The 21756-nt window shown below is 37.6% G+C and carries 23 protein-coding genes and 2 riboswitches; of the genes, 8 read left to right on the top strand and 15 right to left on the bottom strand.

What is annotated here, in order from left to right; all coding sequences use genetic code 11:
• The first annotated feature begins 144 nt into the window (after positions 1–144).
• Positions 145–915, top strand: coding sequence for a TatD family hydrolase (locus OK414_RS02440; protein WP_034654579.1), 771 nt, complete (start codon positions 145–147; stop codon positions 913–915).
• Positions 916–947: 32 nt separating this feature from the next.
• Here the strand turns inward: OK414_RS02440 and OK414_RS02435 are convergent, their stop codons facing one another.
• Positions 948–1085: a lmo0937 family membrane protein gene (locus OK414_RS02435; RefSeq protein ID WP_013055244.1), complete on the bottom strand. Its 138-nt coding sequence runs from the start codon at positions 1083–1085 to the stop codon at positions 948–950.
• A gap of 194 nt (positions 1086–1279) precedes the next feature.
• On the opposite strand from OK414_RS02435, the gene OK414_RS02430 reads away from it, so the two are divergent.
• Positions 1280–1723: a YfmQ family protein gene (locus OK414_RS02430; RefSeq protein WP_095380392.1), complete on the top strand. Its 444-nt coding sequence runs from the start codon at positions 1280–1282 to the stop codon at positions 1721–1723.
• 141 nt (positions 1724–1864) lie between these two features.
• A complete protein-coding gene (locus OK414_RS02425; protein WP_047931533.1) occupies positions 1865–3166 on the top strand; it encodes a CitMHS family transporter in 1302 nt (433 codons plus the stop codon).
• Between the two features lie 311 nt (positions 3167–3477).
• Here the strand turns inward: OK414_RS02425 and OK414_RS02420 are convergent, their stop codons facing one another.
• The 5 genes from OK414_RS02420 to OK414_RS02400 form a co-directional block, all read right to left on the bottom strand.
• Positions 3478–4005 (bottom strand): GNAT family N-acetyltransferase, encoded by a 528-nt coding sequence (locus tag OK414_RS02420; protein WP_034654587.1) that lies wholly within the window; start codon positions 4003–4005, stop codon positions 3478–3480.
• Between the two features lie 71 nt (positions 4006–4076).
• Positions 4077–5618, bottom strand: a complete 1542-nt coding sequence (gene nikA, locus OK414_RS02415; RefSeq protein ID WP_263045981.1) for a nickel ABC transporter substrate-binding protein — start codon at positions 5616–5618, stop codon at positions 4077–4079.
• A gap of 142 nt (positions 5619–5760) precedes the next feature.
• A riboswitch (cobalamin riboswitch) is annotated at positions 5761–5951 on the bottom strand.
• A 2-nt stretch (positions 5952–5953) separates the two neighbouring features.
• Entirely contained in the window at positions 5954–6958 is a 1005-nt protein-coding gene (gene ftsZ / locus OK414_RS02410) for a cell division protein FtsZ (protein WP_013055240.1), read from the bottom strand.
• A 359-nt stretch (positions 6959–7317) separates the two neighbouring features.
• Positions 7318–7707: a tautomerase family protein gene (locus tag OK414_RS02405; protein ID WP_016762924.1), complete on the bottom strand. Its 390-nt coding sequence runs from the start codon at positions 7705–7707 to the stop codon at positions 7318–7320.
• A 166-nt stretch (positions 7708–7873) separates the two neighbouring features.
• A complete protein-coding gene (locus OK414_RS02400) occupies positions 7874–8032 on the bottom strand; it encodes a hypothetical protein (protein ID WP_013081614.1) in 159 nt (52 codons plus the stop codon).
• A gap of 260 nt (positions 8033–8292) precedes the next feature.
• Here OK414_RS02400 and OK414_RS02395 point away from each other — a divergent pair, with 260 nt between their 5' ends.
• Entirely contained in the window at positions 8293–9246 is a 954-nt protein-coding gene (locus OK414_RS02395) for a TRM11 family SAM-dependent methyltransferase (RefSeq protein WP_034654592.1), read from the top strand.
• 36 nt (positions 9247–9282) lie between these two features.
• Here OK414_RS02395 and rluF read toward each other — a convergent pair whose 3' ends face one another.
• Positions 9283–9990 carry a 23S rRNA pseudouridine(2604) synthase RluF gene (gene rluF, locus OK414_RS02390; RefSeq protein ID WP_025601719.1) on the bottom strand — a complete coding sequence of 236 codons (708 nt, stop codon included), beginning with the start codon at positions 9988–9990 and terminating at the stop codon, positions 9283–9285.
• A gap of 339 nt (positions 9991–10329) precedes the next feature.
• Here rluF and OK414_RS02385 point away from each other — a divergent pair, with 339 nt between their 5' ends.
• Complete coding sequence (locus tag OK414_RS02385) at positions 10330–10668, top strand: hypothetical protein (protein WP_263045982.1); 339 nt, start codon at positions 10330–10332, stop codon at positions 10666–10668.
• A 56-nt stretch (positions 10669–10724) separates the two neighbouring features.
• Here OK414_RS02385 and OK414_RS02380 read toward each other — a convergent pair whose 3' ends face one another.
• The 3 genes from OK414_RS02380 to OK414_RS02370 all read right to left on the bottom strand — a co-directional run bounded on the left by OK414_RS02380 (position 10725) and on the right by OK414_RS02370 (position 12511).
• On the bottom strand, positions 10725–11072 hold the full coding sequence (locus OK414_RS02380; protein ID WP_034654594.1) for a hypothetical protein: 348 nt from the start codon (positions 11070–11072) through the stop codon (positions 10725–10727).
• 64 nt (positions 11073–11136) lie between these two features.
• Positions 11137–11586: a hypothetical protein gene (locus OK414_RS02375; RefSeq protein ID WP_034654597.1), complete on the bottom strand. Its 450-nt coding sequence runs from the start codon at positions 11584–11586 to the stop codon at positions 11137–11139.
• 436 nt (positions 11587–12022) lie between these two features.
• Entirely contained in the window at positions 12023–12511 is a 489-nt protein-coding gene (locus tag OK414_RS02370; protein WP_013081607.1) for a QueT transporter family protein, read from the bottom strand.
• A 9-nt stretch (positions 12512–12520) separates the two neighbouring features.
• A riboswitch (PreQ1 riboswitch) is annotated at positions 12521–12565 on the bottom strand.
• A gap of 196 nt (positions 12566–12761) precedes the next feature.
• On the opposite strand from OK414_RS02370, the gene OK414_RS02365 reads away from it, so the two are divergent.
• The 3 genes from OK414_RS02365 to OK414_RS02355 all read left to right on the top strand — a co-directional run bounded on the left by OK414_RS02365 (position 12762) and on the right by OK414_RS02355 (position 14990).
• The gene (locus OK414_RS02365; RefSeq protein WP_205662241.1) at positions 12762–13172 is read left to right on the top strand and encodes an Lrp/AsnC family transcriptional regulator; all 411 of its coding nucleotides are present in this window, start codon (positions 12762–12764) and stop codon (positions 13170–13172) included.
• A 384-nt stretch (positions 13173–13556) separates the two neighbouring features.
• Positions 13557–14423, top strand: coding sequence for a YitT family protein (locus tag OK414_RS02360; protein WP_013081605.1), 867 nt, complete (start codon positions 13557–13559; stop codon positions 14421–14423).
• Between the two features lie 348 nt (positions 14424–14771).
• A complete protein-coding gene (locus OK414_RS02355) occupies positions 14772–14990 on the top strand; it encodes a hypothetical protein (RefSeq protein WP_016762918.1) in 219 nt (72 codons plus the stop codon).
• Between the two features lie 256 nt (positions 14991–15246).
• Here the strand turns inward: OK414_RS02355 and OK414_RS02350 are convergent, their stop codons facing one another.
• The 5 genes from OK414_RS02350 to OK414_RS02330 form a co-directional block, all read right to left on the bottom strand.
• Positions 15247–16035 (bottom strand): 5-deoxy-glucuronate isomerase, encoded by a 789-nt coding sequence (locus OK414_RS02350; protein WP_016762917.1) that lies wholly within the window; start codon positions 16033–16035, stop codon positions 15247–15249.
• 134 nt (positions 16036–16169) lie between these two features.
• Positions 16170–17195: a LacI family DNA-binding transcriptional regulator gene (locus OK414_RS02345; RefSeq protein ID WP_034654603.1), complete on the bottom strand. Its 1026-nt coding sequence runs from the start codon at positions 17193–17195 to the stop codon at positions 16170–16172.
• 60 nt (positions 17196–17255) lie between these two features.
• Entirely contained in the window at positions 17256–18152 is an 897-nt protein-coding gene (gene iolE / locus OK414_RS02340) for a myo-inosose-2 dehydratase (protein ID WP_263045983.1), read from the bottom strand.
• An 84-nt stretch (positions 18153–18236) separates the two neighbouring features.
• Positions 18237–20171 carry a 3D-(3,5/4)-trihydroxycyclohexane-1,2-dione acylhydrolase (decyclizing) gene (gene iolD / locus OK414_RS02335; protein ID WP_205662239.1) on the bottom strand — a complete coding sequence of 645 codons (1935 nt, stop codon included), beginning with the start codon at positions 20169–20171 and terminating at the stop codon, positions 18237–18239.
• A 112-nt stretch (positions 20172–20283) separates the two neighbouring features.
• A complete protein-coding gene (locus OK414_RS02330) occupies positions 20284–21741 on the bottom strand; it encodes a CoA-acylating methylmalonate-semialdehyde dehydrogenase (protein WP_263045984.1) in 1458 nt (485 codons plus the stop codon).
• Positions 21742–21756: the final 15 nt, after the last annotated feature.

Raw genomic sequence — 21756 nt, 5'->3', positions numbered from 1 at the left:
TTAGCTCTTGTTATTTATACGTTTTCATCTATTACTAAATGGGGGAACAAAAAAACAAATAAGAAATAAAGTGGAGGTCTAACAGAAGCATACGTTTTCTTACCTATTATTTTTAAACAAAATGGGCTGGGAGGAGCAGTATTTATGAAACGAATCATTGACTCGCATATTCACCTCGATCAATATGAACCGAAAAGATGGAAAGACATAATAGAGAAGGATCGTTCGTTACAAGCGCTTATTTCTGTATCTTCTACATTACACTCTTGCCAACTTAATCAAAAAATCAGCAAGTTATATTCCTGCGTGAAACCCGCCTACGGATTTCACCCTGAACAAATGCTGCCTTCTCCAAATGAATTAGCGGAGCTGTTTGCTTGGATCGATCAAAACAATGAAGAAATGATCGCTGTTGGTGAGGTTGGTCTACCTTATTACTTAAGGCAGACATACCCTCTTTCTCTAGAGCCCTATTTGGAGCTGCTTGAAGCTTTTATTATTCATTCAAAAAAGTGGAGAAAGCCGTTAATTCTGCATGCTGTATATGAAGATGCTGAAATTGTGTGTGACTTACTAGAAAAACATTCCGTGTCTAAAGCTCACTTCCACTGGTTCAAAGGAGCTAAACAAACCGTTGAACGAATGAAAAACAACGGTTACTATATTTCAGTTACACCCGATATTGTATATAAGCCTAAAATCCAAGCGCTTGCCATGGAATACCCTCTTGACTACTTGATGGTCGAAACAGATGGTCCGTGGCCATTTGAAGGACCTTTTCAAAACCAGACAACGGTTCCATCAATGATACATCAGTCCGTTGAGGAAATAGCACGTCTCAAAGGAGTTTCTGGAACGGAAGCATATGATTTTTTATATCAAAATACGTCTTGTTTTTATAATCTCTCCACATAAAAGGCCTTTCCCTAAGGAAAGGCCTTTTATATCTAAATTCGTTTCACAAGTTTTACGATCAGCACAATCACTGCAATGACAAGAAGAATGTGAATGATGCCGCCGCCAATATGAAAAACTAATCCTAATAACCAAAAAATAAATAAAAGTCCAATAATCGTCCACAACATAATTTTTTCTCCTTTTTTTATATGTAGTATTTGTTATAATTTTATATTTCCCTAAATGTGCATAAATAAACGCATTTCATATACATCTTTTCACTAAAGAAGGTTCACATAATGTACAAAAAGTACTCATGTTCTCTGTGGTAAAATAAGTATGTAATCTTATTTCATTTAAACTATAGCGGAGATGATTAACTATGACGTGGATTGTACTACTTTCCATTATTCTTGTAAGTGCGCTCAAAATATTAGTAACGTGTCTTCCAACTCCAGTGGTCAAATGGCTTATGACTAAATTTCAATTACATCCAACACTTGATGACCAAAGCGTTACTGTCACAGTTGATGGGAAACATTTAGAAGGCAAAAATAAAATGCAAGTGATTGATTATTTTAATAAAGCAACATTTTTAAAACAATATTATGTCCATGAAGGAAATAAGGACTATTATAAGCACCTAGAAGACAGTGAAACTCCACTGGTTATCGATACGAAAAAAGGAAAAAAAGATGTTCGATTATGCGTATACAGTTATGATGATCATGTCGATGTCGTAAAACAGTATAAAAACAAAATTATTGCTTACAGCCTGCTGTCTGATCACCTTCAAAAGCAGTCCATAACAGCTGACCTAGCTTAAACCAGTCGCCTATAAGGCGGCTTTTTTAGTTTTAGTTTTAGTTTGAAGCTATCTTATTTAAAAATACCAAACTTTAACATTAAATCTAGTGCTATAATATAAATTAATATAATTTTCTAACTTTTTAAGAGGTGATGGATAATGCTTTCTTTGTTAGGGTTTGGAATGATTGCGACTTTTCTATTTCTTGTCATTAGTAAACGCTTGTCCGTGGTTGTTGCTTTTATTTTTGTCGCTATCCTCTTTGGTATAATTGGAGGTTTTAGTGCCGATATGGGCGATATGATGATGAAGGGTATTTTAAAAGTAGCTCCTACGGCCATTATGATCGTTTTTGCTATTTTATATTTTGGACTAATGATTGACGTCGGTTTATTTGATCCTATGATTTCTCGTATCCTAAACATTGTGAAAGGCGATCCTTTAAAAGTCGTAATGGCAACTGCCGTTATTACAATGCTTGTTGGCTTGGACGGAGACGGCTCTTCTACATTTTTAATTACAGTTTCCGCCTTGCTTCCTTTGTACACAAAACTGGGAATGAACCGACTAATACTGGCTTGTGTTATTAGTTTAAGCGCAGGTGTTATGAATATGATTCCTTGGGGAGGTCCTCTCGTAAGAGCCGCAGCAAGTTTGCAATTAGAAGTATCAGATCTATTTAACCCTCTTATTCCAGCTATGGCAGCGGGATTGATGTGGACTTTATTTTCAGCATACTTACTCGGAAAGAGAGAGAAAGCGCGCTTAGGCACCATTCATTTAAAAGGTTCATCAATGGCTTTTGCTGAACAGCTTTCAGTTCATGAAACCCCTGGGAAGCCACCTAGACTCTTTTGGTTTAATGCCTTATTGACACTGTGCTTAATGACTCTCTTGGTCGTAGACATACTCCCTATTCCTATTTTATTTGCTATTGCTTTTGCCATTGCTTTATTTGTTAATTTTCCTCACCCAAAAGAACAGCAGGAAAGAATCTTAAGTCATGCAAACAGCTTTGTAATGGTTAGTACGTTGGTTTTTGCAGCCGGAATCTTTACAGGCGTTTTTACAGAAACAAAAATGATGGATGCCATGGCTAATACCATTGTCAGCCTCACTCCTGAATGGCTGGGATCTCACCTTCCCTTAGTTGTAGCAATAACGAGCCTTCCTCTCAGCTTTGTATTTTCACCTGATGCTTATTACTTTGGCATTTTACCTGTTATTAGCCATACAGCAGCTAATTTTGGTGTAGACCCTGTAGAAATAGGACGAGCAGCTTTATTGGGACATTCCACAACTGGGTTTCCCCTATCTCCTTTAGTACCCGCTACTTTCATTCTGATTGGGCTGGTTGAAGTAGATTTCGGGGAGCATCAAAAGTTTCTTTTCAAGTGGGCCTTTGGGACAACTATTGTGATGACAATTACAGCCATTTTAACGAATGCTATTTCCCTTTAGACTCTATCATAAAAAAGGAAGCCGACTACCATAAGGCAATCGGCTCACACATGTAGGATATTGATTTAACACTAACAAAGTACAACACAACACTAGTAATTATATAATATATTTCATTATTTTGAAAGCGATTTCATAGATATTTTTAAAAATATTTTGTTATTTGTTTTTCATAGAAAAAAACCACGTTTCAGCCAATTCGAAACGTGGTTTTTTTCTGTAAGGACTTGCCCTACAGGCTATAAATGTAAGTACGCTCATTATAGCATGAGCTCTTATCTAGATTCTATGGTAATTACTGTATAATATCGTTACATTACGACCGGTTGTATTTTTCTGTCCATGTGCAGCGTATTCCATGGCTCATCCTGTTCAGCAAGCCTTTCGATAAAATCTTGTGAAGTCCAGAATGGAATAGCCCCCGGTAAAAAAGGATGAGTATGCAGATACAACGTGTCATAAAAATGACTTTGAGCAAATTGTTCCACTGCTTTTAACAGCTGCTGTCCAATGCCTAGACGCCGGTATGCTGGATCGACATAGCATTTTACAATCTCGGCTGCAGTTTTATGTTCATATCGCTTTTTTAATGCATGAAACCTTCCATCGTAAGCGTATAAACCCATTGTTCCAATTACTTGTTGATTTTCCGTGACAGCTGCAAAAAAAGCAGCGCCTTTCGCTTGAACATAATATTCATTAAAATGAAGCAAATCCACAGGAAGCTGATTTTTTTCCATCATAGGAAATAGCTCATTCCGCATATTCATGACAAACTGACTCACTTCAGCATCCTTTTCTGTTACTTCTTTAATTTGATACATTTGTACTTCTTGCACGTTTACTGTCACATCCTTTTATCTATCATTGTATACTTTCTCTTTTTCCTATAGGAACAACACAATATTGACTATAGCGTTACGTCTAAATGCTGAGTCAGCATATAATACTCGCTTGGATTTGTGGTCCAGTTTTTCACTTTTTGATTATAAGCAACAACAATGTTTGGATGTACAATCGATGATGTCAGCATTTCCTCATTAATCAAAGCGGTTGCTTGCTTAGCTAACTGATCTCGCTTTGCGTCATCTATGGTTAAATTTAACTGATGAATCATTTTTGTTAGCTTATCATTATCAATCCGGCTGGCATTTAAACCACCGCCCGGCAAATAGTTCGTACTTAAATAATAGCTTGCATCTCCTCTAGGTGCAGTGATAAGACTGTACAGTGCTAAATCCCAATCGTCTTTTGCCATTACATATTCATCGCTGTCCTCAACGAGATGAATCTTAATAGTAATTCCTAACTCTTTCGCATTAGACTGTATAAGCTGAGCAATCAAAGGAAGTTCCGGCAGAGAGCTGTATGTGACAAGAGAGAGCGATAATGGCTTTCCATTTTTGATTGTTTTGCCATTTTTAATTTGATAGCCTGCTTTCTCTAAATATTTTTTAGCAGATGGCATACCTCTTTGCTCATTAGCATTATTATCAGCAAAAGGAAATTGGGGTAAAAATGGACCTCGAGCTGCTGCCGCTTGATTGTTCATGATGCTGCTGACAATTTCTTTTCGGTTCAGTAAGGTATCGATAGCTTTTCTTACATTTTCGTCTTTTAATGCGTCATTGGTTTGATTATAAAGTAATAAATGTGTACGCACACTAGGTACTCCACTTACCTTAAAAGACGGATCTGTTTGTAAAGTGCCCAAACTTTCTAAAGGCGGGCGATAAATAATATCGGCTGTTCCGGACTGAAGAGCCGCAACTCGCGCATTAGCATCTTCGTTAAATGCAAAGATCGCATTTTTCAATTTTACTTTCCCATTCCAATAATGTTCATATCTTTCTAACTTCACTTGATTTCCTTGATCGAAAGTCAAAACTTGAAATGGACCTGTGCCAATAGGCTTCTTAGCTATATTAGAAACATCAATATCTATAATAGCTGTGTTTGGATGCACTAACTCAGAAGGAAATTTAGGCATTGGTTCTTTTAATGTAATTGTCAGCGCATGACCGTTCGCTTTCATTTCTTTAATATTTAAAGCGTTTTTCATCGCATAACTTTGATCTATCGTTCTTTGAAGAGAAGACTTAACGGCACTTGCATCTAGCGCTTTACCATTTTGAAACGTAATATTCTTTCTTATCGTAAATGTCCACGTAAGACCGTTATCTTCCGTTTTCCACTTTTCAGCAAGCCAGGGCTTTATTTTTAAATCATTGCTGATTTTAACAAGCGTCTCCCCTACTCCCGCACGAACTGCTGTATAATTATCATCCGTATGAGGATCAAGCGTTGCAGATGTAAAATTAAATAAAAACGTCACACTTTTATCCGTTTTCTTTCTTTCTTTTATACTTATGCTCTCTTCATTAGGAGCGCAAGCAGTGAGGCAAAGTAACACAAGAAATATCATAGATACGAGTTTTTTATTATTTATCATTGCTTTTTCCACCTTCTATTTTAATACACAAAAAAGCACTTCTAAAAAGAAGTGCTTGTCTTCACAACAAATTCAGATAAACGTATTCCTTGTTTATCCTATTTTTGGTTCTGCCAAAACACCTCCCTATCCTCGTAGGTTATTGTGTGCTGCGATTTATGGCAGGTCTCCTGGCTTCAAGTCATTGCCTTATACCGCCTTCCCGTCTCTAAATAGACAGTGGCTTTTTGGCATAAGGCTCCTTGTTACAGTGGCGGGACCGCTCCGGATTTGCACCGGATTCCCTTTTAAGGCAATTGAAAAACAATTGCCACCATAAAAGCTGGTTATTTAATTTAGTAGCGTGCTCTTGAAACTCTAGAAGTAGAAGCTGATGGTGAAACATCTTCATCATCAAATCCAGTGGCAATAACGGTTACCATCATTTCGTCCTTTAAATCTTCATTAATCACGGATCCAAAAATCATATTTAAGTCCTGATCAGAAGCCGACGTGACAATATCTGCTGCTTCCTGTACTTCGTAAAGACTCAGGCTGCTGCCGCTTGTAATGTTCAACAGCACGCCTCTTGCTCCATCAATCGATGCGTCTAGCAGCGGACTAGAAATCGCTTTTTTCGCTGCTTCAATTGCCCGGTCTGATCCGGAAGCTCGTCCGATACCCATAAGCGCAAATCCTTGATTAGACATGATTGTTTTTACATCAGCAAAATCAAGGTTAATCAGCCCCGGAACAGCGATTAAATCTGAAATACCTTGAATACCTTGGCGAAGAACATTATCTGCTTCACGGAATGCTTCAAGCATAGGCGTCTTTTTATCGACAATTTCAAGCAAGCGGTCGTTTGGAATCACAATAAGGGTATCTACCGATTCATTCATCGCAGTAATACCACCTACTGCTTGCTTCGTACGTTTATTTCCTTCAAACTTGAACGGGCGAGTGACTACTCCAATTGTTAAAGCATTTAGTTCACGGGCAATTTGGGCAATAACCGGAGCTGCTCCAGTACCGGTTCCTCCGCCCATGCCAGCTGTTACGAATACCATATCTGCGCCTTGCAGTACTTCTTGAATTTGTTCTCTGCTTTCTTCGGCTGCTTCTCTTCCCACTTCTGGATTAGCTCCTGCACCTAATCCTCGCGTTAAGGCCGCACCAATCTGCATTTTCACATCTGCTTTAGATAAGTTAAGCGCCTGAGCATCTGTATTAACGGCGATAAATTCTACCCCTTGTACACCATGTTCAATCATACGGTTAACGGTGTTATTTCCTCCACCGCCGACTCCAATTACTTTAATTCGCACTAATGGCGATACATCTGCATCAAATCCAAACATTCTAAGTTCCTCCTCAATGATCAAAATTACTTTCTCTTATTATCCGAAAAAACACGTGAAGAACCTTTTACTACTATATTTAAGGCGTAACTGTTCTTTTGTTTTACAGATTTTATACATTTCTCTTTTAACCTTTAAATCTTTACATCTTTATGTAAAATTATTGTTGTTCTGCAGTTAGTACGCCGAACTCTTTTTTGGTTTTTCTACTCAAAACGGCATATAAGCTTATTGTATCATTCATTTGACAGATGTCTGTATTTAATTTTGAGTAAGATGTGACTAAGAGAATAATATTTTTATAGACAAAATGAGAAAAAGCCCTTAGAAATAAGGGCTTCTCTAGATAATAAACCGTTTTATAATTTCCCAGTTAAGAATTGAGCTTCTCCCATGCCAAAGCTCCAGTCAGCATTACCGTTCTCAACAATTGAAATCATAATGTCGTTTGGCTGAATACCGCAGCTTTCTCCCAGCTCTTTTACAATTAATTTGTAAAGAGCTTGTTTTTGCTCTTCTGTTCGCTGTTTACTCGTTACACTTATAATAACCAAATCCTTGCTTCTCTCAAAGCCAAGACCTGTATCTTCAATAATCATTTCATGAGCAGGATGCTGATGTACAATTTGATAACGGTCGCGTTCTGGGACGCCAAAGGCTTCTAGTATCGCTCGGTGAGTAGCGTCTAGTAATGCTTTTAACTCTTTTTCATCTCTTCCTTCTATTACATCAAATCTAAGTAATGGCATACTAAGTAACCTCCAGCTTTTTGTCTAATATATTATTGCTTTATCATATCACAACTATCATTTGTAAAAAAAGATATGCTATTCCAAATGTGCTCTCTAGTGAAAGAGCGCTCAAACTCTTCAATGAAAGCTGAACCGAATAAAAAGAAATGAGCAGCATAACGGCTCATTTCATTAGTACAAAAATATTTATAATAAGAGCTAAAATACATACAGATACAATGGCAATGAGTACGTTCATCACAAGGTTTTGCGAGGATGTTTTAGCTTGTTTTTTCATATCAGCCCGACTCATCTGTTGCTTTTCATGATCACTTTTAGACATCACGTAGCCTCTCCTATTCATCAAAATGTCAGCAGTGTGTAAATGATTTTTGAGAAACCTTGATCCAGTTTTTTTGTATAAACAGCAGCACATGCAGGTTATCACCAGTTATTTTAGCATGTTTTGTCAAATAAGTGGACTATGTAGCGCTTCAATTTAGTATTCACGGCCAAATATATTTAAATTCGTTGCTTTTCTCTTCTTTTCTCGCTATTGTTTGAGAAGAAGGATAATTAGATACGATAAAGGATGATACGATATTGAATAACCATACGCAGCTGCCTCAGTATATCTACACATACGCATGCAGCGAAGAGGAACTCTCACTATGTCAATTAGAGAGACGCTCTCTTTTTGAAATTGAAACTGAGAAACCTATCATAAAAAGTGCCGTTAAACTTGATCCAAGCAGAAGCCCTTTTATCAAAGAGCGATTAGATATTATGTATGAATCAGATGACCTTGCGGATATTTGCAAACAAGTAGAAGATATTGACCTTGGAGATCAAACATTCAAACTCATTTTTATGAAAATTAATGACTTGGAAAAAGATCAAAAAATAAGTTATAAAGGTCAGCGTGCTGTTGAACGTGATGTGGGTTGGCATTTTGTAGCAGAAGCAGACTTGCATAACCCTGACCATTTGTTTGGCATTGTTCCATTTGAAGGACGCTGGTATTTTGGAAAATATCAAAAAAGTGAAGCTGTATGGCTGCATCATTTGAAGAAACCGCGTGAATACTCTACGGCACTCAGTACCCGCCTTGCAAGAGCTGTAGCTAACATTGCCGTTCCAAATCCTGAAGGAATCAAAGCGATTGATCCATGCTGTGGTATTGGTACAGTTCTGGTAGAAGCTCTTTCAATGGGCATTGATATTGTAGGACGGGATATCAATCCACTTGTGACCGACGGATCTCGTGAAAATATTGCGTATTTCGGCTTAAACGGTGATGTCAAAACGGGACCGATTTCGGATGTTACAACTCACTATGATGTAGCTATCATCGACATGCCTTACAATCTCTACACCCACGCGACGCCTGAAGATCAGCTTTCTATTTTGAAACACGCTCGCCGCTTTGCGGATAAAGTAGTCGTGATTACAGTAGATACGATTGACCATATGATTCATGAAGCTGGCTTTTCTATTTCAGATCGCTGCGTAGCGCGCAAAAGCGTATTTTCTAGACAAGTAGTTGTATGCGAATAAAAAAGACACCAGTCTAACAGGCTGGTGTCTTTTGATTTACCACTCTTTAGGTTCATAGTCTAATTCTTTGAATAGCTGCGTACGCTCTTTTTTCGTTAAATCTCTCCATTGCCCAACAGGTAAGTTATTTAAATGGATATTCATAATACGAGTGCGCTGAAGGCGGTACACTTCATATCCGAGCACTTCACACATACGGCGAATTTGACGATTTAAACCCTGTGTTAAAATAATTTGAAACTCATACTTAGACAGCTGTGTCACTTCACAAGGAAGCGTTTTTGTGCCTAAAATTTTCACTCCCTCAGACATGTTTTTGATAAACTCTGGTGTAATTGGCTTATCTACTGCAACAATATATTCTTTTTCATGCTTGTTTTCTGCACGTAAAATTTCATTAATAATATCGCCGTCATTTGTAAGTAAAATTAAGCCGTCTGAATCCTTATCAAGTCGTCCAACGTGGTGAATACGCAAAGGGTGATTGACTAAATCAATGATGTTTCCCTTTACTTTTTTTTCACTCGTACTTGTAATGCCGACTGGTTTATTAAGCGCAATATATACATTATTTCGAGCAATCCGAAGCTGTTGGCCGCTTACTCGAATATCATCGCCAGGCTTAACTTGATCTCCGACTTTTGCAACCTTTCCATTAACGGTTACTCTTCCTTCACTAATTAACTTATCTGCCCCTCGTCTTGACGCTTTGCCAGATTCGCTAATAAATTTATTCAGTCTCAGGTGAATCACAACCTTACATTTAAAAATTTTAAAATTTGTCTCTTCTATTAGAAACAGATATGTGTCAATTTCTATACCGTCCCTATCGTAACATGCTATACGCTTCTCGTCTTCTTTTAATTTCATTACTGGATCATATTTTTTTAACAGTAATAGAAGTATAGATCCAAAATACTTTGTAATCTTATTCTTAACATTTCAAGCAATGCTTACACCTGTCAAACTAACGTCAATCTCCACTCCTATACAAGACCTAAACGTCTAGATTGACTGATCCGTATAGGGTTGCTACCATTATACTGACCGATCAATTAGTAATTATATCAGGGAGCTGTTTTCATGGAATCAACCAATGGCGTAGGTTTAAACATCGGTCCCGTGATGACGCTTGCTTTAAATCAAGTGCCAAAACCGCTTCATGCTCACGGTTTAGCCATTTCAAATACGATTAACCAAGTTTCAGGCGCGATTGGACCCGCTTTGTATACAAGTATTATGACCATGGCTTCTCAGCACTTTATTCAACAATCAAATGAAACGAATAAAACGCTGTTACAAATAAAAAGTATGACAAGCGGGGTACATACCGTCTATTATGTAGCCATCGCTTTCGCCGTCGTTTCGTTCCTGCTCGCTCTTACGTTAAAGAAAAAAGACCAGCAGCTGGAGACGCAATAAATAAGAAACTAACAAGAGCTGCTCATGATTTGAGCAGCTCTTGTTACATGCAGAATTTATATTATAAATGTAAGAGCAATCATAGATACTATTAAAACAAGGATAACAATACTATTCTTTCTTTTTACCTTCCATGCTTCAATAGCGCCAACAATACCACCCATTGCTAAAATAAAAGTACCTATAACCTGGAGAGGCAGCAGAGATAACAACCTCCCTAAACTCGCTATCACTCCTCCGGTCAATATAAAACCTGTTGTTACAATAGATTTTAAAGATATTAAGTCTCGTATCGCTTTATTTTTTTCAGTTTTACTCAGTTTAAAGTACTCTACTATACTAAAAACAGCGGGTGTTCCCCATAAAATAAAGAAGCTAATCAATCTATCCGTGTCTACACTCACTGTTCATTCACCGCCTTTATCAATCCCTTACGCTCAGTTCCACCATTTAACAAATAGTTATATATTATTCTTGCTTCAAGGATCCTCCAAAAGAAAATTGATGGTAATCATCAAGCTTATTCCAATACCCTATGCACTTTACGTCAGGCTCATCAATACCTAACGCTTCTTTATTAGTTCCTTTGTAAGGAAGAAATGCCGTTAACTTCACCTTTTGTTTTGGCTTGATATTTAATTTATTTCCTTCTGCTAACACCTTAAATTTATTATCAGAATAACCGTTTTTCATTTTTAAAGGATAGGATAAAAATACATTATTTTGTTTGATGGTCAAATCGCTCTTGTTTACTAATTCCATTTCATATGAAATTCCTTGCTTCATTTTTTGTTCTTTGATTACGTTAATACTTATCTTTTCTAGTTCTCTTAAAGGAACGTTGTCTTCTTCTTTTGAACACCCGGCAAATAAGATGGCTAAAGCTAATAAAACAAGAATTCCTAACTTTCTATTCAAAAAAGAATCCTCTCTCTAGTAACAAAGGTTATTTTACAATTATAACCAAAAAGTTATTTAATGGTAAAATATAATTAAAAAAGCAAACCGTCATCGGTCTGCTTTTTTAATTGCTACGCATAGGTAATGTGTTGTTGTGCGAAAAAATTTTCGATAAGGAGTTTGCCAACTATATGTATATCGTAACAAAAGAAAAAAGAATGCGCTGTGAGATTTGTCACTCCTTCTTTCAAAATAATCTAACCGAATACTTCCTATTGCCTTACGCAAAAAGAGCAGATCGCAAACGCGACCTGCTCTTTTCACATGCTAGATATGGGTAATTTGTCCATGCGTGAAAAGCTCTTCAATAATAAGGGGTTTATTTATCACTACACTTATAGAATAACAAAGAAAAAAAGATGGGGCTGTGAGATTTATCACAGCCCCATCTTTTTTATCCAACTAGCTTATTAAATTGTACGCGTTTATTAATTGCAGCCATAATTGGTGCTCCAACAAGCATGACAATGAACTCACCAACAGCCGTTGTTAACCATGTAAAGAAAAATGGTAAATCAAATGCTAAGTGCAGTTCAAACGCAATAATAAACATCGTGAACGTAAATACAAGTGTATTAACAAGCATACGAGCCCACATATTTTTAATGTAGCGCATAGAAAAAATGGTAATGAGTAATGATAGCACGGATTGTCCTACCCCAAACACCAGATCATAAGCGACCATTGGTGAAAAAAACAAATTCGTCAGAAATACTCCTAGCACAATGCCATACACGTACTTTTTATTAAACACAATTAAGTGATTGAACATTTCCGATATACGAAATTGGATATTGGTGAAGCCAAACGGCTGGATTAACATACTGACAGCAATATACATAGCAGCTAAAAGACCGTTAACGCAAAGTGTTCTTATATTCATCTTACTATTCTCTCCTTAGTTTTTTAACGTGGGATGGTTACGAACCACGTAAACACTCAAAGAATCATACAGCAAGCTTAAGCTTTCGTCAATCTAGCTGTTTACAAACTACTGCGGGTTTCTATATCTTACATATTGACGGCTCTTTTTTCTTACTTTTCTTTAGTATAAAATAGAAGACGTATCAGTATACATAGGTGACATCAAGTAGTTAACCCTTTTGATTTGAAATACGAAAGGATTTGTAGCGATGTTAGATAATACAGATAAACGCATACTAGAAGAGCTATCAAAAAATGGACGTATAAAGATGAAAGAATTAGGAGAAAAAGTGCATTTAACCGGACAAGCCGCTTCTGCTAGAGTATTAAAGTTAGAAGATGAAGGCATGATCAAAGGCTATACAATTAACATTGATGAACGAAAACTCGGCTACATCATCCATGCATTTTTAAATATCTATACGCAGAGCATTCATCACCACCCCTACCTTACATTTTTAGAAAGTCAGCAGGAGCACGTTATCAACAACTTTAAAATCAGCGGCGATGGCTGCTACTTATTAGAATGCAAATTTCATTCAAATGAAGAACTAAATGATTTTTTGACAGAGCTAAATCAGCATGTGAATTACAAACTTTCAATCGTCATTAACAAATAAATTTTTTTGAAAAATTAAGGTATATTAATTTATGAAAATGGTAATCCTAATAACGTATTCCCCCTATTCCAATAAATTTGAAAATCCTTTGCACCATCGCAAAGGATTCTTTTTTTTTATGTAGGAAACCGCCTTCTATTTTTTGAAAAGTTGAACATCTCTCACAGCGTTGACATAGCGGTCAGAGGTTTATATAATCGGTGACATCGAAGCATAGAAAAGCCGGATTAAGACCTATACACGTATCGTAATTCTTCGTCTTAGAAGTTGATCAGTTTTATAACTAGACAATTTCTAAGACGTTTTTTATTTTATCATTTATGAAACACTAGTAAAAACAAGATTCCACATGAAAATATCCTAATAATCAAGGAGGTTTGCATATTGAAAACAATCTATAAAGACATTATCTTAATTATTGTTGGCGCACTTTTAGTTGCTGCATCCATTGATTTTTTCGTCATTCCAAATAAATTAGGTGACGGAAGTACGGTTGGTATTGCCCTTGTTTTATATTATTTATTTCATATCCCTACAAGTATCAGCACATTTCTTGTAAACCTTATATTTATTGCCTTAGCCTATAAATTTCTAACCAAAAAAACGATTCTTTATACGATTCTAGGAGCCGTCATGACATCCGTTTTCCTCGGTCTAGTCAGCTATATTCCTTTTCACGTTCATGACATGATTTTAGGAATTGTATTCGGCGCCTTACTAATGGGAACAGGACTGGCTCTCATTTTTATAGCGGATGGATCGACTGGTGGAACAACTCTTTTGGCTTATTTATTAAACTACACAAAAGGCTATAATATCTCTAAAAGCATGTTCTACATGGACAGTGTAATTATTTTAGCATCGGTTTTCGCTATTGGCGTCAATAACATGCTCTATACTTTTATATTCGTCTATCTTTGTGCCAAAATCGTAGATGTCGTTATCGAAGGTTTCCACAACAAAAAAGCAATGACGATTATGTCCGATCAATACAAAGACATAGCGCAAGTCATCACCAGTGAATTTGGAAATGCAGCCACCATCTTTTACGGATACGGCTACTACGCCAACAAAGATAAACGTATTATTTACGTTGTTATTAAAAAGAACGAGCTATTAAAAATTAAAAAGAAAATCCAGCAAATTGACCCGAATTCTTTTATTGTCATCCACGAAGTAAAAGAAGTTGTCGGCGGGAAATTTGGATTTATCGGCAATTCGCCTCATGAAACAAAAGCCGCTGCTAAATAAAAAATCCACCTCTTGGTGGATTTTTTTATGAAAAAACCGTTAAGAAAAATGAAAAGATACCTGCTAAAAAGTAAACCGACCCTAACGCAATTGCTCCTGTAACGACCGTAAATACACTTAATCCGATAACCACCTTCATTTTCATCCACATCCCTTTTTAGATTAGTAGTATAAGTATGTCCAAGAATAGAAGATTTATAACTATGCCATCCTATTTATTTCATATATCGATGCAACAATTGTCTATTCAATGTGTTCTAAAACCACCCCTGGCGACATAATGTATAGGAAGGATTTCATATACACATCTTTGTATCACACATATCATATGAAATTAGGTGAGATAAAATGGTGGCTGTCCACTTTTTTGAAAACAGAAAGCTTCTATTAAGCCAGCTGAGGGAAAACATTCCTTCTAAAGGTGATGATTTAAAGATTAAAGGACGAAAAGGAACTGTCGTGCTTGTGAATGACATCGATGAAAAAAATGTTCACGTGGAAGTTGCTTTAGAAAAAGTAGTGAAAAAGAACTTAGCATTAGATAACGCTAAAAAGAAAAGGAGATAAGCGGCTTACGCTTATCTCCTTTTCTTTTTAATTTATATACGAATCGTCTGTATCTTTTGCTTCAGTTTCCCCAAAAAAAGAGACTCCTAAAAAGGAATCTGCAGCAAAGAGCGATATCATCGCCTGAATATTAATACAAACTATATTTTAACATATAAAAACATATTTTACAAAAATAAACTATTATTTTACGCATAATTATTTTTCATTCGAGGTTTTTCAACATCAGCAACCCATTTCGTATAGAGATCTTTATTTATTTTTCAGGCCAAATTTTTGCATCTGGCTCTAATAACCACTTATGCTCTTCTTCCATAATACGGTCTGTCCACGGATTATTGTCGAGATGGCGAATCATCCAGCAGAAGTACATCGCATAGCCGGGAGCCGTTGCTTGAGGATGATCCAATTCACCAGGAATTGTAATAAAACTATTATCAACTACACGATACGCATCTTCTCCAACCATTGCGCAGCCAAATCCTTGTGGCTTGTCAAAACGATAGTAATACACTTCGGGCTGGTCATGATGATGAGGCGGATAACTCGACCATCTTCCTGGATAAGAAATAACTTCTCCAATAACAAGGTTAGAGTAAGGAGCGCTATTGTAGTCAAAAATTGTTCGGATTACACGCTGAGCAGTACCTTCCCATACTCCTTCACCAGCCACTGTGTTTTGACAATCTTCGGGGGTATATAATTTTGATGAAAACTTTTTTTCATTATCCGTTTTTTGAACTAGTACTTCACTATCGGCAAGCCCGGTAATTTTGACCTCCACATTTTTTGAAACGTGCAAACACCAAGGCTCTTCTTCAAATAGGGACTGGCGCTGAATTTCTTTCGAATGGCCTTCCCACTCTAGCTTTACCTTTCCTTCTAGTAAAAGAATAGCCGTTTCACTACTGCTGTCTAGTAAAGTTTCCTCTTTTCCTTGAAACATTTTATAAATCCCAATATCCATCAGCATATCTTTGTGCTGACCGGTCATTTCTGTAAGTACGTTGTATCCTTTATTTAATTCACCTAATTTACCTAACATGCTTGAATTCCTCCTTTATGTAGTAGCGCAATAAGAATTTACTAATTGCTCATTTTTTCTTCATAGACTCTCTAAATTCTTTTGAATATGTGACTATGAGGATTTTTTATTAACGGCAATATTCTTGATTGTGTTCAATTATTTGTAGATGCTGTGGCGCCCCTTTTTAACGGAGCCGTTGATTTACGAATAATCAATTTTGGCTCAAGAAGCAAATGTTCTTTATGAATCGCTGGATATTTCATTTCTCTAACCAGCAAATCCACTACGTTTACAGCCATTTCTTTTGTCGGCTGTGCTACCGTTGTCAACATGGGCGTGATGGTAGTAGAAAGAACCGTATTATCAAAGCCAATCACTGATAAGTCTCGCGGCACATCAATTTTGAATTCTTTTGCAGCTTGCATAACGCCGATAGCCAATAAATCGTTACAAGCAAAAATAGCCGTCACTTTTTCCTTCATTGAAAAAATTTGCTTAGCACTTTCATATCCTTTTTGAATACTTGCTTCGGTCGTAATAACGTGCTGAGGCGGCACGATGATTCCATTTTCTTGCATAGCGTCTTGAAAAGCATCTAAACGGGCGTGATTACTTTTTGCATTTTCTGTAATAATCGCAATTTTTTTATGATGCAAAGACAATAAATAATCAGCCGCTAAATAGCTCCCTTTGTAATCATCCACTGTCACTGTATTAACGGATATGTGAGGAATTTCTGAAGCAATAACGCTAATCGGTATATCTTGCTTAAGCATATTTTTTAAAAGATTAGCATTGCGAAAAGCAGATGCTACAATTAAACCGTCGATTCTCTGACGTATTAACAGCGACAGATACTTTTTCTCTTTTTCCGCATCGTTATCGGTATTGCACATTACAACATGGAAACCTCGCTCATGACTTCGGTCTTCTATGCTTCTTGCCAAATCGGCAAAAAAAGGGTTGGAGATGTCAGGTACGAGAAGCCCAATCGTTTTAGTGGGTTTTCCTGTTAAAGCAGATGCTACGACGCTTGGATGGTAATTCAACTGCGCCATAACCTCAATTACTTTTTGTCTTGTTCTTTCACTAATATGACCGGTTTGATTGATGACTTTTGATACGGTAGAAATTGATACACCTGCTTCTTCAGCCACACTATAAATGGTTGGCTTCATTTCCTCTCCTCCTTTCCTTTCATAAATACATAAAAGGCGTAAAATCTTTTACAATGGAAATTAAAGACCGCTTTTTTCTTTAATAAAGTTTCTTGCTTTTAACGCATATTCAAAAGGATTAGCAAGGGCTGGATCCTGTTCTGCTTCTACGACAAACCATCCGTTATAATCCGAAGTGGCAAGCGTAGTAAATACTTCATCAAATTCAATAGCTCCGTCACCTGGAACAGTAAAGGCTCCTTCTTTTACCGCTTGCAAGAAGCTTAAGTCCTGTTCTTTGACTTGATCAACTACTTCTTGACGAATATCCTTTAAATGAACATGCTTAATACGGTGCAGATATTTTTTTAGGATATAAAGAGGTTCTTCTCCTGAAAAGACAAGATGACCGGTATCAAATAGCAGCGAAACAAGCTCCGGATTGGTAAGCTCCATTAGCTGCTCAATTTCTTCTGTTGTTTGTACACCTGTTCCCATATGGTGATGATAGACAATATGCATATCTTTTTCTTGTGCCAGTTTCCCAAGATGGTGCAGGCCTTCTGCAAGTCTGCTCCACTCTGTTGGCGTGAACACAGGCTTTTCTTTAAATAAAGGAACATCCATCAGCCCTTGAATGCTGTGCCCTTGTTCAGACACAACAATTACTTTTGCTCCCATTTCGTATAAAAAATCGCGATGTTCAATAAATGGCGTTACCGTTTCTTCCAGCGGCTTTGTTGTTAAAAATGTACTAAACCAGGCGCTTGCAATTTCCAAATTCCGAAGCGATAATGCCTTTTTTAAGATTGAAACATTTCGCGGATATTTGTTTCCAACCTCACTTCCTCTAAAACCGGTTAAAGCCATCTCACTGATACACTGTTCGAATGTATTTTCAGCTCCCAGTTCAGGCATATCATCATTTGTCCAAGCAATTGGAGCAATCCCCAGTTTGACCGTATTTTCCTTGAACATCTCTTCCTCTCCCTTATATGAAATTAAAACCTCTTTTATATTTATCGAATGTTTCTCTTCAACAACCTCATTTTCTCCTGCTCCTTAATAAACTCTTGCCATTTCAAGGTTTTTCACCTTATCTTCATAAGCTTCCTGTACATGCTGATTTTTAGATACCTCTGCTACTCCTACATGCCACCATGATTCATAACCGTTCGTCATAGTTTTTGGCAGCACTTTAATATCAATTAGCGTAGAAACCTCTTGTTTTTGTGCATCTTCTATCGCCGTTTTTAATTCTTCAAGAGAACTCACGCGATACGTTTTTACACCGTAGCCTGCGGCGCTGGCTGCAAAATCAATTTTCATCACGTTTCCGTTTAGTTTTCCTGTTTCATCGTTTCGATAACGAAACTCTGTTCCAAAGCTCCCCATACCATTTGACATTTGCAGGTTATTAATGCACCCGAAGCCCGAGTTATCAAACAGTAAAATGTTTATTTTTTTTCTTTCTTGAAGGCTTGTAATAAGCTCTGAATGAAGCATTTGATAGCTTCCATCTCCAACCATCGCATACACTTCTTTAGCTGGTTCTGCCAGCTTAACTCCAAGTGCGCCTGATACTTCATATCCCATACATGAATATCCATATTCCATATGATAGGTATTAGGTTTAGTAGACTTCCACATTCTCTGTAAGTCGCCTGGAAGACTTCCTGCTGCACCAATAATGACGGAGTTGTCATCAAGGAGCTTATTTACCTCTCCAATTACTTCGGTTTGCGTTAATTGAGTACCAAGTGATTCTACATATTCAGCTAAGCTTTCATCTAAATGACCTTGTATTTCTGGAACAAAATCTGCACCAGTAAAACGTATGCTATGCAGACGCTCTAATTCTGTTTCCCATGCGTCTTTAGCATTTGCAATTTCTGTGGTATAACCAGACTGATAGCCAATTGATTTTAGCTCTTTCATAAGAGCAAGCAACCCTTCTTTTGCATCAGCTACAAGTTTCACAGCATCAAGTTTATTTGCATGAAATTCAGACGTGTTAATGGTAAGAAATTGCACGTTGGGATGTTGAAAAAGCTGTTTAGATGCTGTTGTAAAATCAGTAAATCGTGTGCCTACTCCAATTACTAAATCTGCTTCTTTAGCGATTGTATTAGCAGCTGAGTTCCCTGTTACACCTATTCCGCCCAGATTATAGCGATAGTCACTTTCAACGGCACTTTTCCCTGCTTGAGTTTCTCCAAATGGAATATGGAACTCACTAGCAAATTGTTTTAACTCTTTTGCAGCTTCTGAATACCGAACGCCTCCTCCACAAATGATGATTGGCTTTTTCTTTGTTTTCATTAATTGAATTGCATCTGCTAGACTGTCCCTAGTCGGAAGGCGGCGCTCAATGCGGTGAACGCGCTTTTGGAAGAAATAAGCTGGAAAATCCCATGCTTCTCCCTGCACATCTTGAGGCAAACAAATAGTTACAGCTCCCGTATCTGCTGGATTCGTTAATACACGTATCGCATTAATCATAGCTGTCATCAATTGTTCAGGGCGGCTTACGCGATCCCAGTACTTACTCACTGGTCGAAAAGCATCGTTTGTAGAAATAGATAAATCATATGACTGTTCAATTTGCTGCAAAACGGGATCTGGCTGTCTAGTTGCAAATACATCACCAGGAAGCAGCAAAACTGGAATATTATTAGCTGAAGCAGTGGCTGCCGTTGTAACCATATTTGCTGAACCTGGCCCCACTGAAGATGTGCAAGCCATAATCTGCTTTCGATGTTTTTGTTTTGCAAAAGCCATCGCTGCATTGGCCATTCCTTGTTCATTACGTCCTTGATATACATCTAGATGTCCTGGGTCTTCTTCCAAAGCTTGCCCAAGACCTACCACATTTCCGTGCCCGAAAATTGTAAAAATCCCTTTGATAAACTGATGCTGCTTTCCATCAAATTCAACATACTGCTGATTTAAAAACTTCACTAATGCTTGTGCCGTCGTCATTCTAACTGTTTCCATGCTTCTTTCTCCCTTCTAGTACTAGATTGCAATTTTAAAAAAGGAAGCATAAGGAATATCTTTAATTCCTGATACTTCCTTTTTAAATGAGATGCGATTTTTAATGAATCACTTACCAGCGCGTTGTTACCATTTTCTTTCTTGTATAAAACTCCACGCCGTCCGTGCCATTTGCATGAAGATCACCATAAAAAGAGTCTTTCCAGCCAGAGAATGGGAAGAATGCCATAGGTGCCGGCACCCCTACATTTACTCCTAACATACCAGATTCAATATTTTCACGGAACTCACGTACACTTGCGCCGCTATCTGTATAAATACAAGCACCGTTTGCAAATCGAGAGTTATTAGCTACTTCAATAGCTTCTTCTAATGTTTTCACACGTACAATGGACAGCACAGGTGCAAAAATTTCATCTTGCCAAATTTTCATTTCTTGCGTAACATGATCAAAAATCGTTGGTCCTACAAAGTAGCCATTGCCATTTACTGCTGCATCAGTACGACCGTCACGAATTAGCTCTGCTCCTTCTTGCACGCCTGATTCAATATAGCTGAGCGTACGCTCTTTATGATTTTCACGAATAACTGGTCCTAAGAAGACGTTTTCTTCTAAGCCGTCGCCAATTACAATATCATTTGCTTCCTCTACTAATCTTTCAATTAGCTGATCCGCAATTTCTTCTTGTACAGTAACAACAGATGCTGCCATACAACGTTCACCTGCTGAACCAAAAGCGGCTCCGATAATTTGTTTTGTTGCTACGTTCAAATCTGCATCCTTTAATACAATTGAATGGTTTTTAGCACCGGCTAAAGCTTGAACACGCTTTAAGTTTTCCGTACCTTTTTTGTACACGTACTCAGCTACAGGCTGGGAACCTACAAACGAAATAGCTTTCACTAACTTATGTTCAAGAAGACCGTTTACCACATCATGCGCGCCGTTTACAATATTTAGCACGCCTTTTGGCAAACCAGCTTCTTCAAACAGCTCAGCTAACCTTGCAGCTAAAAGCGGTGTACGCTCGGACGGCTTTAACACAAATGTATTGCCGCAAGCAATCGCAAGCGGGAACATCCAGCAAGGAACCATCATTGGAAAATTGAACGGTGTAATTCCCCCAATTACACCAATTGGATAGCGGTACATGCCAGACTCAATGTCTGTTGCGATGTCAGGAAGCTGTTTACCCATCATTAACGTAGGAGCACCCGCCGCAAACTCTACGCATTCAATTCCACGCTGCACTTCACCTCGCGCTTCGCTAAAGCTTTTTCCGTTTTCAACTGTCACTAACTTTGCTAATTCATCCCAGTTATCTACCAATAGCTGCTGATACTTGAATAAAATCCGTGCACGTTTAGGCACAGCTGTTTTTGCCCACCCTTTGAACGCTTCATTTGCTGCTTGCACCGCTTGATCTACGTCTTCTTTTGTAGAAAGAGGTACCTGGGCGATTAATTCACCTGTCGCTGGGTTATACACAGGTTCCGTTTTTGATGTAGCTGATTCACTCCATTGTCCACCAATATAGTTTTTTACTGTTTTTACTGCTGTCTGTGTCATAGAATATCTCTCCCT

Source organism: Priestia sp. JV24 (genome assembly GCF_025910025.1).
In the GTDB taxonomy this organism is placed as follows: Bacteria; Bacillota; Bacilli; order Bacillales; family Bacillaceae_H; genus Priestia; species Priestia megaterium.
Note: the sequence above shows the minus strand (reverse complement) of the source record. Positions and strands in the feature narration are given on the sequence as shown.

Bases quoted from the DNA above. Each gene is read 5' to 3' on its own strand.
- OK414_RS02370 (WP_013081607.1), bottom strand. From the start codon at position 12,511: ATGAATATAAGAACACTTTGCGTTAACGGTCTTTTAGCTGCTATGTAT.
- OK414_RS02385 (WP_263045982.1), top strand. From the start codon at position 10,330: ATGGAATCAACCAATGGCGTAGGTTTAAACATCGGTCCCGTGATGACG.
- OK414_RS02430 (WP_095380392.1), top strand. From the start codon at position 1,280: ATGACGTGGATTGTACTACTTTCCATTATTCTTGTAAGTGCGCTCAAA.
- OK414_RS02355 (WP_016762918.1), top strand. From the start codon at position 14,772: ATGGTGGCTGTCCACTTTTTTGAAAACAGAAAGCTTCTATTAAGCCAG.
- nikA (WP_263045981.1), bottom strand. From the start codon at position 5,618: ATGATAAATAATAAAAAACTCGTATCTATGATATTTCTTGTGTTACTT.
- OK414_RS02425 (WP_047931533.1), top strand. From the start codon at position 1,865: ATGCTTTCTTTGTTAGGGTTTGGAATGATTGCGACTTTTCTATTTCTT.
- iolE (WP_263045983.1), bottom strand. From the start codon at position 18,152: ATGTTCAAGGAAAATACGGTCAAACTGGGGATTGCTCCAATTGCTTGG.
- OK414_RS02405 (WP_016762924.1), bottom strand. From the start codon at position 7,707: ATGCCATTACTTAGATTTGATGTAATAGAAGGAAGAGATGAAAAAGAG.
- OK414_RS02365 (WP_205662241.1), top strand. From the start codon at position 12,762: ATGTTAGATAATACAGATAAACGCATACTAGAAGAGCTATCAAAAAAT.
- OK414_RS02330 (WP_263045984.1), bottom strand. From the start codon at position 21,741: ATGACACAGACAGCAGTAAAAACAGTAAAAAACTATATTGGTGGACAA.
- iolD (WP_205662239.1), bottom strand. From the start codon at position 20,171: ATGGAAACAGTTAGAATGACGACGGCACAAGCATTAGTGAAGTTTTTA.
- OK414_RS02435 (WP_013055244.1), bottom strand. From the start codon at position 1,085: ATGTTGTGGACGATTATTGGACTTTTATTTATTTTTTGGTTATTAGGA.
- OK414_RS02345 (WP_034654603.1), bottom strand. From the start codon at position 17,195: ATGAAGCCAACCATTTATAGTGTGGCTGAAGAAGCAGGTGTATCAATT.
- OK414_RS02440 (WP_034654579.1), top strand. From the start codon at position 145: ATGAAACGAATCATTGACTCGCATATTCACCTCGATCAATATGAACCG.
- OK414_RS02400 (WP_013081614.1), bottom strand. From the start codon at position 8,032: ATGTCTAAAAGTGATCATGAAAAGCAACAGATGAGTCGGGCTGATATG.
- OK414_RS02350 (WP_016762917.1), bottom strand. From the start codon at position 16,035: ATGTTAGGTAAATTAGGTGAATTAAATAAAGGATACAACGTACTTACA.
- ftsZ (WP_013055240.1), bottom strand. From the start codon at position 6,958: ATGTTTGGATTTGATGCAGATGTATCGCCATTAGTGCGAATTAAAGTA.